At 61.0% G+C, this 15656-nt stretch carries 13 protein-coding genes; all 13 read right to left on the reverse strand.

What is annotated here, in order from left to right; all coding sequences use genetic code 11:
* Positions 1-134 precede the first annotated feature (134 nt).
* Positions 135-1598, reverse strand: coding sequence for an NADH-quinone oxidoreductase subunit NuoN (gene nuoN / locus TX23_RS16335; protein ID WP_057703101.1), 1464 nt, complete (start codon positions 1596-1598; stop codon positions 135-137).
* A gap of 7 nt (positions 1599-1605) precedes the next feature.
* The gene (nuoM, locus tag TX23_RS16340) at positions 1606-3138 is read right to left on the reverse strand and encodes an NADH-quinone oxidoreductase subunit M (RefSeq protein ID WP_014718913.1); all 1533 of its coding nucleotides are present in this window, start codon (positions 3136-3138) and stop codon (positions 1606-1608) included.
* A gap of 55 nt (positions 3139-3193) precedes the next feature.
* Positions 3194-5047: an NADH-quinone oxidoreductase subunit L gene (gene nuoL / locus TX23_RS16345; protein WP_014718912.1), complete on the reverse strand. Its 1854-nt coding sequence runs from the start codon at positions 5045-5047 to the stop codon at positions 3194-3196.
* On the reverse strand, positions 5044-5352 hold the full coding sequence (gene nuoK, locus TX23_RS16350; RefSeq protein WP_003174727.1) for an NADH-quinone oxidoreductase subunit NuoK: 309 nt from the start codon (positions 5350-5352) through the stop codon (positions 5044-5046). The genes nuoL and nuoK overlap by 4 nt, the downstream gene beginning before the upstream one ends.
* 2 nt (positions 5353-5354) lie before the next feature.
* Positions 5355-5858: an NADH-quinone oxidoreductase subunit J gene (gene nuoJ, locus TX23_RS16355; protein WP_003174726.1), complete on the reverse strand. Its 504-nt coding sequence runs from the start codon at positions 5856-5858 to the stop codon at positions 5355-5357.
* Positions 5859-5867: 9 nt separating this feature from the next.
* Complete coding sequence (gene nuoI / locus TX23_RS16360; protein WP_003174725.1) at positions 5868-6416, reverse strand: NADH-quinone oxidoreductase subunit NuoI; 549 nt, start codon at positions 6414-6416, stop codon at positions 5868-5870.
* Between the two features lie 11 nt (positions 6417-6427).
* Positions 6428-7435, reverse strand: a complete 1008-nt coding sequence (nuoH, locus tag TX23_RS16365) for an NADH-quinone oxidoreductase subunit NuoH (protein WP_003174724.1) — start codon at positions 7433-7435, stop codon at positions 6428-6430.
* Positions 7432-10146 (reverse strand): NADH-quinone oxidoreductase subunit NuoG, encoded by a 2715-nt coding sequence (gene nuoG / locus TX23_RS16370; RefSeq protein ID WP_057703102.1) that lies wholly within the window; start codon positions 10144-10146, stop codon positions 7432-7434. The genes nuoH and nuoG overlap by 4 nt, the downstream gene beginning before the upstream one ends.
* A 135-nt stretch (positions 10147-10281) precedes the next feature.
* Positions 10282-11637: an NADH-quinone oxidoreductase subunit NuoF gene (gene nuoF, locus TX23_RS16375; RefSeq protein WP_032896666.1), complete on the reverse strand. Its 1356-nt coding sequence runs from the start codon at positions 11635-11637 to the stop codon at positions 10282-10284.
* Complete coding sequence (gene nuoE, locus TX23_RS16380; RefSeq protein ID WP_003232080.1) at positions 11634-12131, reverse strand: NADH-quinone oxidoreductase subunit NuoE; 498 nt, start codon at positions 12129-12131, stop codon at positions 11634-11636. Before nuoE ends, nuoF begins: the two co-directional genes overlap by 4 nt.
* 2 nt (positions 12132-12133) lie before the next feature.
* Entirely contained in the window at positions 12134-13918 is a 1785-nt protein-coding gene (gene nuoC / locus TX23_RS16385) for an NADH-quinone oxidoreductase subunit C/D (RefSeq protein WP_005789116.1), read from the reverse strand.
* A gap of 72 nt (positions 13919-13990) precedes the next feature.
* Positions 13991-14665: a NuoB/complex I 20 kDa subunit family protein gene (locus TX23_RS16390; RefSeq protein WP_003174719.1), complete on the reverse strand. Its 675-nt coding sequence runs from the start codon at positions 14663-14665 to the stop codon at positions 13991-13993.
* Positions 14666-14675: 10 nt separating this feature from the next.
* The gene (locus TX23_RS16395; protein ID WP_003192109.1) at positions 14676-15089 is read right to left on the reverse strand and encodes an NADH-quinone oxidoreductase subunit A; all 414 of its coding nucleotides are present in this window, start codon (positions 15087-15089) and stop codon (positions 14676-14678) included.
* Positions 15090-15656: the final 567 nt, after the last annotated feature.

Raw genomic sequence — 15656 nt, forward strand, 5'->3', positions numbered from 1 at the left:
GAACGCATTCCAAATGTGGGAGTGGGCTTGCCCGCGAAGACGACAGTGGTTGCACTGCATCTCTAATGTCTTGCCCCTGAAACGCAAAACGGCGCCCAAAGGCGCCGTTCTGTTTACTGCATCAACCTAAGCGATCAAACGCCCAGCACCGCGTGCTGCACCAGGGTGAGCAACGGTTGTGGGTACACGCCCAGGAAGAACGCGAGCAGGGCGATGGCCAGCAGCATCACGCCGCCTGCCTTCTGTTCCCAATGCAGCTCGGCATCCACACGGCGCAGGTTTGGCTCGATCAGGTACAGGGTGACCATCACACGCAGGTAGTAGAACACGCCGATGGCGCTGCCCAGTACCAGGGACGCTACCAACCACCACTCGTGGGCTTCAACACCGGTCGCGACGATGTAGAACTTGCCGATAAAGCCCGCCGTCAGCGGAATACCGGCCAGCGACAGCATCATTACGGTGAGTACGGCGGTCAGGTACGGACGGCGCCAGAACAGGCCGCGGTATTCGTACAGGGCGTCGGCATCACGGCCTTTATAAGGCGACGACATCAGCGTGATCACGCCGAATGCGCCAAGGCTGGTGATCACGTAGGTGACCAGGTACACGCCGATGGCTTCCACGGCCAGGCCTTTGCTCGCCACCAGGGCGATCAGCAGGTAGCCGAAGTGGGCGATGGACGAATAACCCAGCAGACGCTTGAGGTTGTTCTGGGTCAGCGCCAGCAGGTTACCGAACAGGATCGACGCAATGGCGATCACGGTCAGCACGTTGCTCAGCACGCCGGTGTTGGCGGCAGGGGAGATCTGAAACAGACGCACCATCACTGCAAACACGGCCACTTTCGACGCAGTGGCCAGGAACGCGGCCACCGGTGCGGGGGCGCCTTCGTACACGTCCGGGGTCCACAGGTGGAACGGCACCAGCGACAGCTTGAACGCCAGGCCGATCAGCATCATCGCCAGGCCCAACTGGGCAATCGGCGCAGGGCTGTTGGTGGCGGCCAGGGCCTGACCGATACCGGTGAAGCTCAGGCTGCCGGCTTCGGCGTAGAGCAGGGCCATACCGAACAACAGGAACGCGGAACCGGCGGCCGACAGCACCATGTACTTGATGCCGGCTTCCAGGGAACGCTTGTTGAAGAAGGCATAGGCCACCAGGCCGTAGGTCGGGATCGACAGCAGTTCCAGGCCGATGAACAAGCCCGCCAGGTGCTGCGCGCTGACCAGCACGATTCCGCCGGCCGCAGCCAGCAGGATCAGCAGGTACAGCTCTTCGCGGTTGCCCGGGTAGCCGGTGCCGCCTTCGCCGAGGTAAGCGTGGGCGAGGGTGACGCAGGCCAGGGTCGCCACCAGGATCAGGGCGATGTACAGCAGCGCGAAGTCATCGACCATCATCAATGGCGTGACCGCCAGTGGTGCGACCTTGAGGGCCGGGATGATCGACAGCAGGGCCAGGTTCAACCCGGCGCAGGACAGCAGGAACGTTTGCGAGTGATTGCGGCGCCAGGCGATTGCCAGCATCACCACCACGATGGTGAGGCTGGTAATCAGCAGCGGCGCAAGCGCGATAAAGTGTTGGATCGTGAATTCCATAGCGCTCTTACCGGGCCGAAGCGAGTTGAGAGAAGGCGGTGCCGAACCACTGCTGCACGCCATGCATCGTTGCGGCAGAAGTGTCCAGGAACGGTTGCGGGTACACGCCGATGAAGATCAGCAACACCGCAAGGCCGAGCACCATGATCAGTTCGCGCGCATCCATCCCTTGCAGGACGGTGTCGGACTTGGCCGGGCCGAAATAGGCGCGGTGGATCATGATCAGCGAGTAGACCGAACCGAACACCAGGCCGGAGGTAGCAATGGCACTGATCCACGGCGTCTGCACAAAGGCACCCATCAGGATCAGGAACTCGCCGATGAAGTTACCGGTACCCGGCAAGCCCAGGGATGCGGCGGCGAAGAACAGACTGATCGCCGGCAGGTATGCGATGCGCGACCACACGCCACCCATTTCACGCATGTCACGGGTGTGCAGGCGCTCGTACAACTGGCCACTCAGGATAAACAGCGCAGCGGCAGAAACACCGTGGGCCAACATCTGGATCACTGCGCCTTGCAACGCCAGCTGGCTGCCGGAGTAGATACCGATCAGTACGAAACCCATGTGGGAAACGGACGAGAAGGCAATCAGACGCTTGATGTCGGTTTGCGCGAAAGCCAGGAACGCTCCGTAGAAGATCCCGATCAGACCCAGGGTCATGGCGATCGGCGCGAATTCGGCCGAAGCATTCGGGAACAGCGGCAGGGCGAAACGCAGCAGGCCGTAGGCCGCCGTCTTCAGCAGGATACCGGCCAGGTCCACGGAACCGGCAGTTGGCGCCTGGGCGTGAGCGTCAGGCAACCAGGAGTGGAACGGCACCACCGGCAGCTTCACCGCGAAAGCGATGAAGAAGCCCAGCATCAGCACGTACTCGGTGGTCAGCGACATCTTGGTTTTCAACAGGTCGGCGTAGTTGAAGGTAATCACGCCGGTGTTGTTGAAGTTGACCAGTACCAGACCCAGGATCGCCACCAACATGATCAGGCCGGAGGCCTGGGTGAAGATGAAGAACTTGGTCGCCGCGTAGATCCGGGTTTTCTTGCCGTCCGAAGAACTGTGACCCCAGAGCGCGATGAGGAAGTACATCGGCACCAGCATCATTTCCCAGAAGAAGAAGAACATGAACAGGTCCAGCGCCAGGAACACGCCGACAACACCGCCCAGGATCCACATCAGGTTCAGGTGGAAGAAGCCCACGTGACGCTGGATCTCTTTCCAGGAGCAGAGTACCGAGAGGATACCCAGCAGGCCGGTCAGCAGGATCATCAACAGCGACAGGCCGTCGAGGGCCAGGTGCACGTTGATGCCGAAGCGCTGGATCCACACGTGCTTGAACTCAAGCGCGAAGGTGGGATCGACGCCCGGTGCCGGAGCGAATGAATAGTCGCCATGGGCCCACAGCCAGAGGCCGAGTGCGAGTTCCAGGGACATGGTCAGCAACGCAATCCAGCGGGGGAGGGTGGCGCCGAAGCGTTCACCCATCCAGCAGAGCAGGCCGCCGATAAAGGGGATCAGGATTAGCCAGGGCAGAATCATGACGGGCTCGTTTCCTTTCGCAAGTTTGCAAAGTACGCAATGCACTTAAACATAGTCAGACCGCTACCACGACGATGGCGCCGATCACCAGCACGGCACCGGCCGCCATGGACGCTGCATACCAACGCAATTGGCCGGTCTCGCTGCGGCTCAGGGCGGTGTGACCGGCCTTGGCGGCACGCGGGATCAAACCGATGGTCTGGTCGAGCGGGTCTTTGCGCAGCACGTGGCTGATCGCAAGGTAAGGTTTGACGAACAGCTTGTCGTAGATCCAATCGAAGCCCCAGGCAGCGAACCACCAGGCCGACAGGAAGCGACCAATGCCACTGTTGGCCACGGCAGTCACGAAGCGACGCTTGCCGAGGAACAGCAGGGCCGCCAGCAGGATACCGGCGATGGCGATGGCGCCCGAGGCGATTTCCAGGCTGTGCTGGGCTTCGCCGCCGGCATGGCCGACGCTTTGTGGCAATACACCGTGCAGTGGCGGGGTGATCATCGCACCGACAAAGGTCGACAGGATGATCAGCACCGACAGTGGCAACCAGTGGGAGATGCCGTGGCCTGCGTGCGCTTCGGTCTTGGCTTCACCGTGGAAAGTGATGAAGATCAGGCGGAAGGTGTACAGCGAGGTCATGAACGCACCCACCAGGCCTGCGTACAGCAGGTTCTGGTTACCGCTGGCAAAGGCTTCCCAGAGGATTTCGTCCTTGGAGTAGAAACCCGCGGTCACCAACGGCAGGGCGGCCAGGGCGGCACCACCGACGATGAAGCTGGCGTAGGCCAGTGGCAGTTTCTTCCACAGGCCGCCCATCTTGAAGATGTTCTGCTCGTGGTGGCAGGCCACGATCACCGCACCGGAGGCGAGGAACAGCAGGGCCTTGAAGAACGCGTGGGTCATCAGGTGGAAGATCGCCGCGTCCCAGGCGCCGACGCCCAGGGCCAGGAACATGTAGCCGATCTGGCTCATGGTCGAGTAGGCGAGGATACGCTTGATGTCGGTCTGCACCAGCGCGGCGAAGCCGGCCAGTACCAGGGTCACGCCGCCCACGATGCCCACCAGGTGCAGGATGTCCGGCGCCAGGGTGAACAGGCCGTGGGTACGGGCGATCAGGTAGACACCGGCGGTCACCATGGTGGCGGCGTGGATCAGTGCCGAAACCGGGGTAGGGCCGGCCATCGCATCCGCCAGCCAGGTTTGCAGCGGCAGTTGCGCGGATTTACCCACGGCGCCGCCCAGCAGCATCAGGGTCGCCAGGGTGATCCAGAAGTCGCCGACCTGGAATTTCTGCGGTGCCAGCACCAGCAGCTCCTGGATGTTCAGCGTGCCCACCTGTTGGAACAGGATGAACAGGCCGATGGCCATGAACACGTCGCCGATACGGGTGACGATAAACGCCTTGAGTGCCGCGTTACCGTTGTTGCGGTTGCTGTAGTAGAAACCGATCAACAGGTACGAGCACAGGCCCACGCCTTCCCAGCCGAAGTACAGGAACAACAGGTTATCGCCCAGCACCAGGAACAACATGCTGGCGATAAACAGGTTGGTGTACGAGAAGAAGCGCGAGTAGCCCGCTTCACCGCGCATGTACCAGGACGCGAACAGGTGGATCAGGAAACCCACACCCACCACCACGCCGAGCATGGTGATCGACAGGCCGTCGATGTAGAGGGCGAAGTTGGGCTTGAAGCCCTCCACCGCCATCCACTGCCACAGCACCAGGGTGTAGTGACCGCCTTCTGGCGGCGCCACGTTGAATTGCCAGATGACGTAGGCGGCCACGATGGCCGACAGGCCGATGGAGCCCACGCCGATCAGGGCCGAGAGGTTTTCCGACCAGCGTCCGCGAGAGAACGACAGCAGCAGGAAACCGATCAGGGGGAATACGAAAGTCAGAAAGATCATGTTCATCCGCGCATCTCACTGGCAGCGTCGATATCAAGCGTGTGGAAGCGACGATACAGCTGCAGCAGGATCGCCAGGCCAATACTGGCTTCGGCGGCTGCCAGGCTGATCACCAGGATGAACATGACTTGTCCATCCGGCTGGCCCCAACGTGCGCCTGCCACGATGAACGCCAGTGCTGCGGCGTTCATCATGATTTCCAGGCTCATCAACACGAACAGAATGTTACGGCGAACCATCAGGCCTACCAGGCCGAGGCAGAACAGGATGCCGGCGACCGCCAGACCATGCTCCAAAGGGATAGCAGGCATCGTCATTGCTCCTTGGCTTCGTTGCGGCCCAAGTGGAAGGCAGTGATGGCTGCGGCGAGCAGCAGCATCGAAGCCAGTTCGACCACCAGCAGGTACGGGCCGAACAGGCTGATGCCCACGGCTTTCGCGTCTACGGTGGTGTGGCCGATGGCCTGGCCGCTCTGGTGAGCGAACAGCACATACAGCAGTTCACCCAGCAGCAGCGCTGCGAGCACAACCGGGCCGAGCCAGATGCCGGGCTTGAGCCAGACGCGCTCCTGGGCGACCGAAGCCGGCCCCAGGTTGAGCATCATCACCACAAACACGAACAGCACCATGATGGCGCCAGCGTAGGCGATCACTTCCAGCACACCGGCGAACGGTGCGCCGAGGCTGAAAAAGGTCATGGCCACGGCGATCAGCGAAATGATCAGGTAGAGCAGGGCGTGCACGGGGTTAGTGTTGGTGATCACGCGAAGCGTGGACACCACTGCAATACCCGATGCGAAATAGAAAGCGAATTCCATCTTTCTTCCTTAAGGCAGCAAGCTCTTCACGTTGATCGGCTCGGCTTCGTTTTGTGCGGCGCCTTTTGGCTTACCGGCAACGGCCATACCTGCAACACGATAGAAGTTGTAATCAGGGTTTTTACCGGGACCAGAGATCAAAAGATCTTCTTTCTCGTACACCAGGTCCTGACGTTTGAACTCGGCCATCTCGAAATCCGGTGTGAGCTGGATCGCGGTGGTCGGGCAAGCTTCCTCGCAGAGGCCGCAGAAAATGCAGCGCGAGAAGTTGATGCGGAAGAAGTCCGGGTACCAGCGACCGTCTTCGGTTTCAGCTTTCTGCAGGGAAATGCAACCCACCGGGCACGCCACGGCGCACAGGTTGCAGGCTACGCAACGCTCTTCGCCGTCGGGGTCGCGGGTCAGTACGATGCGGCCGCGATAGCGCGGCGGCAGGTACACCGCTTCTTCGGGGTATTGCAGGGTGTCGCGTTTGCGAAAGCCGTGACCGAACACCATCACCAGGCTTCGCAACTGGGTACCGGTACCCTTAACGATGTCGCCAATATATTTGAACATGGGTCAAATCCTCACTGAACCGCGGCAGCTGGCGTGTTCAACAACACGACGGCAGCCGTCACCAGCAAATTGATCAGGGTCAGCGGCAGGCAGAATCTCCAGCTGAAATCCATCACCTGGTCATAGCGTGGGCGCGGAATCGAGGCGCGCAGCAGGATGAACAGCATGATGAAGAACGCGGTCTTCAGGAAAAACCAGAAGAAGGCCAACTGCGGCAGAATGCCAAACGGACCGTGCCAGCCGCCGAAGAACAGCGTGACCAGCAGGGCCGAGATCAAGATGATGCCGATGTACTCACCCACGAAGAACATGCCCCACTTCATACCGGCATATTCAATGTGGTAACCGTCGGCCAGTTCCTGTTCCGCTTCCGGCTGGTCGAAGGGGTGACGGTGAGTCACGGCCACGCCAGCGATGAAGAAGGTGCAGAAGCCAAAAAACTGCGGAATGATGAACCACAGGTTCTGCGCCTGGTACTCGACGATGTCGCGCATGTTGAACGAGCCAACCTGCACCACGATGCCCATCAGTGCCAACCCCATGAACACTTCATAGGATACGGTTTGGGCCGAGGCACGCAAGCTGCCCAGCAGGGCGAACTTGTTGTTGCTCGACCAACCGGCGAACAGCACCGCGTATACCGACAAACCGGCCATGGCGAAGAAGAACAGCAAGCCGATGTTCAGGTCCGCCACGCCCCAAGTCGGGGTGATCGGGATGATCGCAAACGCAATCAGCAAGGCGCTCATGGCTACCACCGGTGCCAGGGTGAAGATCACCTTGTCGGCAAACGGCGGGGTCCAGTCTTCCTTGAAGAACATTTTCAGCATGTCGGCCGCGATCTGGAACATACCGAACGGGCCAACGCGGTTCGGACCGTAACGGTCCTGCCACCAGCCCAGCAGGCGACGTTCGACGAAGCTGAGCAGGGCGCCCGCGACGACCACGGCCAACAGGATCACGATGGCCTTGACCACCGAGATGATCACGTCAATTACTTCCGGCGTGAACCAAGTCATTGCGCTGCCTCCTGCAGACCGTCAACGGTTTTGCCGAAAATGGCAGGCGGAATACCGGCGATGCCTTTAGGCAGTGCAACCAGGCCAGCACCCAACTCATCGTTGATACGCAGCGGCAGACGCAAGGTCTGGCCCGCGACGTTGAGGCTGAGCAGGGCACCGTCGTTGACGCCCAGGCGGTCGGCTTCGGACTTGGCGACGGACACGTAAGCGGCAGGAATACGCTCTTGAACCGGCGCGGCCTTGGAAGAGGTTTCTTCGCTGCCGAACAGGTGGAAGAACGGCACAACCTGCCAGGTGCCCGGCGCCGGGTTGAACGGACGCGGTACCGCAGCGAACCAGTTCAGCGAGTCACCGCTGGTTTCGATCAGGCGGGTGCCTGGGTCGCCAGCGCGGATGTGACCACCGACTTCGTCCTGGAACTTGTTCCAGGCTTGCGGCGAGTTCCAGCCCGGCGACCAGGCAAACGGCACCTGCTGACGCGGTTCGGCCGAACCCGAATAACCTTCCATGGAGAAGGCGAACGCGGTGTCGTTGTCTTGCGGGGTACGCGGCTCGTGCACGCTGATGTCAGCACGCATGGCGGTGCGGCCGGAGTAACGCAGTGGCTCACGTGCCAGTTTCAGGCCCTTGATGCGGAACGCGGCAGACGGCGCGGCATCGACAATACGAGCAAGCTGCGGCGCGCTTGCGGCGGTGGCAGCGGTGACGTGGTCGAGCTGGGTCCAGTCGATCGGCTGGTTCAGCAGGGTCGCGCGCAGGGCATGCAGCCAGCGCCAGCCTTCGTGCACCAGGATGCTGGCGTCCATGTACTTCGGATCGAACACCTGGAAGAAGCGCTGGGCGCGGCCTTCCTGGCTGACCAGGGTACCGTCGCCTTCGGCGAAGGTGGCGGCTGGCAGCACCAGATCGGCGCGGTCGCTGGTGGCGGTCTTCTGGTGGTCGGCCACGATCAGCACCTTGGCGGCGTTGAGCGCAGCGTCAACCTTGGCCGCAGCGGTGCGGGTGTACAGGTCGTTTTCCAGCACCACGATGGCGTCGGCACGGCCCTCGGTCACGGCTTGCAGCGCAGCGTCCACGGACTCGCCACCGAGCATGGCCAGGCCCAGGCTGTTGGCTTCCGGTACCACCAGGCTGATGGAGCCGTTCTTGTCGCGCAGCTTCAGGGCTTTGGCGATGTTGGCGGCGGCTTCGATCAGCGCCTTGGAACCCAACGAGGTACCGGCAATGATCAACGGGCGCTTGGCCGCCAGCAGGGCGTCGGCAATGCGTTGAGCCAACTCGACAGCTTCAGCGTCCAGGCCTTCAACGGCGGGTGCGCTGGCGTCGAGGGCGTGGGCCACGGCGAAACCGAGGCGGGCCAGGTCGTCCGGCGCGGCGTGTACGCATTCTTCAGCGATGTCATCGAGCTTGGTTTCAGCCAGGGAGGCGATAAACAGCGGGTTCAGCGCGTGCTGGCCGATGTTCTTCACGGCGGCGTCGAGCCAAGGCTGTACGCGCATGGCGTCGGCCATTTCTTCGGCCTTGCCTTTGACCGATTGACGCAGGGACAGCGCGATGCGCGCGGCGGTCTGGGTCAGGTCTTCACCGAGTACGAAGATCGCATCGTGGTCTTCGATGTCGCGCATGTTCGGAACCGGCAGCGGGCTGTCGTTCAGCACTTGCAGGACCAGGCGGATGCGCTCCAGCTCGCCGGCTTCGATACCGCAGTAGAAGTGCTCGGCACCTACCAGCTCGCGCAACGCGAAGTTGCTTTCCAGGCTGGCGCGTGGCGAACCAATACCGACGATATTGCGGCCACGCAGCAGGTCGGCAGCCTTATCCAGCGCTGCATCCAGGCTCAGCTTGGCGCCATCGGCCAGCAGCGGCTGGCGTGGGCGGTCTTCGCGGTTGACGTAGCCATAGCCGAAACGGCCACGGTCGCACAGGAAGTACTGGTTGACCGAACCGTTGAAGCGGTTTTCGATACGACGCAGTTCGCCGTAGCGCTCGCCCGGGGAGATGTTGCAACCGCTGGAGCAGCCATGGCAGATGCTCGGCGCAAATTGCATGTCCCACTTACGGTTGTAGCGCTCGGAGTGAGTCTTGTCGGTGAACACACCGGTCGGGCAGACCTCGGTGAGGTTGCCGGAGAACTCGCTTTCAAGCACGCCGTCTTCAACGCGACCGAAGTACACGTTGTCGTGGGCGCCAAAGACGCCCAGGTCGGTGCCGCCGGCGTAGTCTTTATAGAAGCGTACGCAACGGTAGCAGGCAATGCAGCGGTTCATTTCGTGGGAAATGAACGGGCCGAGGTCCTGGTTCTGGTGGGTACGCTTGGTGAAGCGATAACGGCGCTCGTTGTGGCCGGTCATCACCGTCATGTCTTGCAGGTGGCAGTGACCGCCTTCCTCACAGACCGGGCAGTCGTGGGGGTGGTTGGTCATCAGCCATTCGACAACGCTGGCGCGGAACGCCTTGGATTCTTCATCGTCGATGGAGATCCAGGTGTTGTCGGTGGCTGGGGTCATGCAAGACATGACGATACGACCACGGGTGTCGTTCTCGTCGGTGTATTGCTTGACCGCACACTGGCGACAGGCACCGACGCTACCAAGCGCGGGGTGCCAGCAGAAATACGGGATGTCGAGGCCGAGTGACAGACACGCCTGTAACAGGTTGTCCGCCCCATCGACTTCGAGCGCTTTGCCGTCTACGTGGATAGTGGCCATGGTTCAAAGTTCTTCGTTGGCCCGTTGTCAGCGGGCGTGGCTAATGGAATCTTGTTATTCATGTGCATCTACACAGCCTTTACGGCGTCAGCACATGAGCAGGCGAAGGGCACGGACCCTTCGCCTGTTTAAGCGTTACGCGCCGACTACGATCGGCTTCGCCAGAGGCGGGACGGCGGCGCTGGTGGGCGCGATGCCGGCTTCGAACTCCGAGCGGAAGTATTTGATTGCGCTGCCCAATGGCTCCACGGCGCCCGGTGCGTGAGCACAGAAAGTCTTGCCTGGGCCGAGGAAACCGACCAGGCCCAGCAGGGTTTCGATGTCGCCCTCGCGGCCTTCGCCATTTTCCAGGGCCATCAGCAGCTTGACGCTCCACGGCAGGCCGTCGCGGCATGGGGTGCAGAAGCCGCAGGATTCACGGGCAAAGAACTGCTCCATGTTGCGCAGCAACGAGACCATGTTCACGGTGTTGTCGACCGCCATCGCCAAGCCGGTACCCATCCGGGTGCCCACCTTGCCGATACCGCCGGCATACATTTGTGCGTCCAGGTGCTCAGGAAGCAGGAAGCCGGTGCCGGCACCGCCTGGCTGCCAGGCTTTCAAGGTGTAGCCGTCGCGCATACCGCCGGCGTAGTCCTCGAACAGCTCGCGTGCGGTCACGCCGAATGGCAGTTCCCACAGGCCAGGGTTCTTGACCTTGCCGGAGAAACCCATGAGCTTGGTGCCCATGTCTTCGCTGCCTTCGCGGGCCAGGGATTTGTACCAGTCCACGCCGTCGGCGATGATCGCCGGCACGTTGCACAGGGTCTCGACGTTGTTCACACACGTCGGCTTGCCCCACACGCCCACGGCGGCGGGGAAGGGCGGCTTGGAACGCGGGTTGGCGCGGCGGCCTTCGAGGGAGTTGATCAGTGCGGTTTCTTCACCGCAGATATAACGCCCGGCGCCGGTGTGCACGAACAGTTCGAAGTCGAAACCGGAGCCGAGGATGTTCTTGCCCAGCAGGCCTGCGGCCTTGGCTTCTTCCACGGCACGGTTCAGGTGCTTGGCGGCGGTGGTGTACTCGCCACGCAGGAAGATGTAGCCACGGTAGGTCTTGAGCGCACGGGCACTGATCAACATGCCTTCGATCAGCAGATGGGGCAGTTGCTCCATCAACATGCGGTCTTTCCAGGTGTTGGGCTCCATCTCATCCGCGTTGCACAGCAGGTAGCGGATGTTGATGGATTCGTCCTTGGGCATCAGGCCCCACTTCACGCCGGTGGGGAAGCCTGCGCCGCCGCGGCCCTTGAGACCGGCGTCTTTCACGGTCTGGACGATATCGTCCTGGGCCATGTCGGCGAAAGCTTTGCGCGCAGCGGCGTAGCCGTTCTTGGCCTGGTATTCGTCGAGCCATACCGGCTCGCCGTCGTCACGCAAGCGCCAGGTCAGCGGGTGGGTCTCGGCCGAACGCTTGATCAGGTTGGCCGGGCCGAAAGAGGTCAGGGTCATGGGTAGCCCTCGAGCAATTGGGTCACGCCAGCAGGCTGTACGTCACCGAATGTGTCGTCGTCGATCATCAACGCCGGCGCCTTGTCGCAGTTGCCCAGGCAGCACACCGGCAGCAGCGTGAAGCGGCCGTCGGCGGTGGTCTGGCCGAGGCCGATGCCCAGCTTGGCCTGGATTTCGCTGACCACGGACTCATGGCCACCGATGTAGCAGACCATGCTGTCGCACACACGAATGATGTGGCGGCCCACCGGCTGGCGGAAGATCTGGCTGTAGAACGTCGCTACGCCTTCAACGTCGCTGGCGGGGATGCCAAGGATCTCGCCAATGGCGTAGAGGGCGCCGTCGGGCACCCAGCCACGTTCCTTCTGGACGATCTTCAAGGCTTCGATCGACGCCGCGCGCGGGTCTTCGTAGTGATGCAGCTCGTGCTCGATGGCCGAGCGCTCGGTTTCACTCAAGGTGAAACGGTCTGTCTGGATAAGCGTGCTGTTCATGCTTAGCGGTCCACGTCGGCCATAACGAAATCGATACTACCCAGGTACGCAATCAAGTCCGCGACCATCTCGCCTTTGATCACCGAAGGGATCTGCTGCAAGTGGGCAAAGCTTGGGGTACGAATCCGGGTGCGGTAGCTCATGGTGCCGCCATCGCTCGTCAGGTAATAACTGTTGATACCCTTGGTCGCTTCGATCATCTGGAAGGATTCGTTGGCCGGCATCACCGGGCCCCACGAAACCTGCAGGAAGTGCGTGATCAGGGTTTCGATGTGTTGCAGCGTGCGCTCTTTGGGCGGCGGCGTGGTCAGCGGGTGATCCGCCTTGTACGGGCCAGCCGGCATGTTGCGCATGCACTGCTCGATGATCTTCAGGCTCTGGCGCATTTCTTCGACGCGCACGATGCAACGGTCGTAGGCATCGCCATTGGCCGCCAGCGGTACTTCGAATTCGAAGTTCTCGTAGCCGGAGTACGGGCGCGCTTTGCGCAGGTCGAAGTCGCAACCGGTGGAACGCAGGCCTGCACCGGTGACGCCCCATTCCAGGGCCTCTTTGGTGTTGTACTGTGCGACGCCGATGGTGCGGCCTTTGAGGATGCTGTTGTCGAGGGCGGCTTTCTGGTACTCGTCCAGACGCTTGGGCATCCAGTCGATGAATTCCTTGACCAGGCGCTCCCAGCCGTTCGGCAGGTCGTGCGCCACGCCGCCGATGCGGTACCAGGCCGGGTGCAGGCGGAAACCGGTGATGGCTTCGATGACCTTGTAGGCGCGCTGACGGTCGGTGAAGGTGAAGAACACCGGGGTCATGGCGCCGACGTCCTGGATATAGGTACCCAGGAACAGCAGGTGGCTGGTGATGCGGAAGAACTCGGCCATCATGATGCGGATGGTGTCGACGCGGTCCGGTACCTTGATACCGGCCAGCTTCTCGACCGAGAGCACGTACGGCAGGTTGTTCATCACGCCGCCGAGGTAGTCGATACGGTCGGTGTACGGGATGAAGCTGTGCCAGGACTGACGCTCGGCCATCTTCTCGGCGCCACGGTGGTGGTAGCCGATGTCCGGGACGCAGTCGACGATTTCTTCGCCGTCCAGTTGCAGGATGATACGGAAGGCACCGTGGGCCGAAGGGTGGTTCGGGCCCAGGTTGAGGAACATGTAGTCCTCGTTGGTGCCGGAGCGCTTCATGCCCCAGTCTTCCGGACGGAAGCGTGCAGCCTCTTCTTCAAGCTGTTGCTTGGCGAGGTTGAGGCTGTACGGGTCGAATTCGGTGGCGCGGGCAGGGAAGTCCTTGCGCAGCGGGTGACCTTCCCAGGTCGGCGGCATCATGATGCGCGTCAGGTGCGGGTGGCCAGGGAAGTCGATGCCGAACATGTCCCAGACTTCACGCTCGTACCAGCTGGCGTTCGGCCAGATACCGGTCACGGTCGGGATGCTCAGGTCGCTCTCGCTCAGGGCGACCTTGATCATCACGTCGCTGTTACGTTCCAGCGACATCAAGTGGTAGAACACGGTGAAATCGGCGCCGCTCGGCAGGCCCTGGCGCTTGGTGCGCAGACGCTCGTCCACGCCATGCAGGTCATAGAGCATGACGTACGGCTTGGGCAGGTTGCGCAGGAAGGTCAGGACTTCGACGAGCCTGGCACGCGCCACCCACAGCACCGGCATACCGGTGCGCGTGGCCTGGGCGGTGAAGGCGTCAGGGCCAAAACGGTTATTGAGTTCGACAACCACATCCTGGTCGTCTGCCTTATAAGGCGGGATGTACAGAGCACTGCCTGTAGTCATGGTTTTTTATCGCTTTCGGTCAACGTAAAGAATGAAGCCAGGTTTTCGTTCTATAAAAAGAAGCGGGCTGGATCAGACTTCGTCGGGGCTGCGCAGGTTGGTGACTGCGATTCGCTGTTCGCGGCGCTGTTCCTTTTGGGACGGCATCTCGGCGCGGTAAACGCCTTGATCGCCGACGACCCAGGACAGTGGGCGACGCTCCTTGCCGATCGATTCCTGCAACAGCATCAAGCCTTGCAGGAAAGCTTCCGGGCGGGGCGGGCAGCCAGGCACGTAGACGTCCACGGGCAGGAACTTGTCCACCCCTTGAACGACGGAGTAGATGTCGTACATGCCACCGGAGTTGGCGCACGAACCCATGGAGATAACCCACTTCGGTTCGAGCATTTGCTCATAGAGGCGCTGGATGATCGGCGCCATCTTGATGAAGCAGGTACCGGCGATAACCATGAAATCCGCCTGACGCGGCGATGCCCGGATAACTTCGGCGCCAAAGCGCGCGATGTCGTGGGGCGCCGTGAAGGCGGTGGTCATTTCCACGTAGCAGCACGAAAGGCCGAAGTTGTACGGCCACAGGGAGTTTTTACGCCCCCAGTTGACCGCGCCACTCAGCACGTCTTCCAGCTTGCCCATGTAGATGTTTTTGTGGACTTGGTCTTCTAACGGGTCGGAAACAGTTTCCCGTTCGCCGATGGGGTACTGCTCGTTAGGAGCATCCGGGTCGATCCTGGTGAGATTGTATTGCATTGCCAAAGCCTCATTGTTTCAGCTTCGCTTGCCGCTTGCGACGAGCTTCCGGAGCCCAGTCAAGGGCGCCCACTCGGAACAGGTAGACAAGACCTGCCAACAGAATTGCTATGAAAACGAGAGCTTCGACGAATCCGGTCCAGCCGCTTTCGCGGACGGACACAGACCATGCAAAGAGAAAGAGGGCTTCGATATCGAAGATCACGAAGAGCATCGCGACCAGATAGAATTTGGCTGAGAGCCGCAAGCGGGCGCCACCTGTAGGCAGCATGCCGGATTCGAACGGTTCGTTTTTGCTGCGGCCCCAGGCTTTTGACCCGAGGAGGCTGGAGACGCCAAGCATGAAGGCGCAAAGGCCTACAACACCGAGAAGGAAAATGGCAAAGCCCCAGTTGTGGGCCATGAGTCCTGTCGCGTCGGTCATGCTGGAAATCCTTAACAGAGAGCAAAGGTCTCTGAGCTCGAAAAAGTAACGATGCAGTGACGATATGTCGCACTGCAATCAATCGCGGTGATTTTATGGCTAAACACCGGGCAAGTAAAATTCCCAGGGCGAAATTATTCGGTGGAATAAGCACATAGTGCACCTTCTTGGGGCTGTAGCCCTTGTGGCGTGGGCATTAGCGGGCTTTTCATCAAATATGTTTTGTTTAAGCTGTAACGAAGTTTTCAAGCGCCAAATGATAATGAATATTGTTTGCGCGGGGTTTAAGCGAGTGTTTCTCATGTGGCGCGGGAAGTTGTCATTACTTGCTTGAGTGTCGCTTAGTTGTCGCAACGGTTCTTTTAACCGATCGGATGTGCGCGGATACCGCTCTGGATCAATGTTTTTAGCAAAAAACTATGGATAGGGCGCGGTCAATGTGGGAGCTGGCTTGCCTGCGATGGCGGCGGATCAGCTGAAACACCTGCTTCTGACCCACCGCCATCGCAGGCAAGCCAGCTCCCACCATTGATTTTCGGTGATTCCCAGGCAAAAAAAACGCCCCGA

The organism is Pseudomonas paralactis, assembly GCF_001439735.1.
Taxonomy (GTDB): domain Bacteria; phylum Pseudomonadota; class Gammaproteobacteria; order Pseudomonadales; family Pseudomonadaceae; genus Aquipseudomonas; species Aquipseudomonas paralactis.

Coding starts and splice junctions, on each gene's coding strand:
- TX23_RS16395 (WP_003192109.1), bottom strand. CDS start 15,089: ATGACCGACGCGACAGGACTCATGGCCCACAACTGGGGCTTTGCCATT.
- TX23_RS16390 (WP_003174719.1), bottom strand. CDS start 14,665: ATGCAATACAATCTCACCAGGATCGACCCGGATGCTCCTAACGAGCAG.
- nuoM (WP_014718913.1), bottom strand. CDS start 3,138: ATGATTCTGCCCTGGCTAATCCTGATCCCCTTTATCGGCGGCCTGCTC.
- nuoH (WP_003174724.1), bottom strand. CDS start 7,435: ATGACTTGGTTCACGCCGGAAGTAATTGACGTGATCATCTCGGTGGTC.
- nuoG (WP_057703102.1), bottom strand. CDS start 10,146: ATGGCCACTATCCACGTAGACGGCAAAGCGCTCGAAGTCGATGGGGCG.
- nuoI (WP_003174725.1), bottom strand. CDS start 6,416: ATGTTCAAATATATTGGCGACATCGTTAAGGGTACCGGTACCCAGTTG.
- nuoK (WP_003174727.1), bottom strand. CDS start 5,352: ATGCCTGCTATCCCTTTGGAGCATGGTCTGGCGGTCGCCGGCATCCTG.
- nuoL (WP_014718912.1), bottom strand. CDS start 5,047: ATGAACATGATCTTTCTGACTTTCGTATTCCCCCTGATCGGTTTCCTG.
- nuoF (WP_032896666.1), bottom strand. CDS start 11,637: ATGACCCTGACCTCTTTCGGCCCGGCCAACCTGATCAAGCGTTCGGCC.
- nuoJ (WP_003174726.1), bottom strand. CDS start 5,858: ATGGAATTCGCTTTCTATTTCGCATCGGGTATTGCAGTGGTGTCCACG.
- nuoC (WP_005789116.1), bottom strand. CDS start 13,918: ATGACTACAGGCAGTGCTCTGTACATCCCGCCTTATAAGGCAGACGAC.
- nuoE (WP_003232080.1), bottom strand. CDS start 12,131: ATGAACAGCACGCTTATCCAGACAGACCGTTTCACCTTGAGTGAAACC.
- nuoN (WP_057703101.1), bottom strand. CDS start 1,598: ATGGAATTCACGATCCAACACTTTATCGCGCTTGCGCCGCTGCTGATT.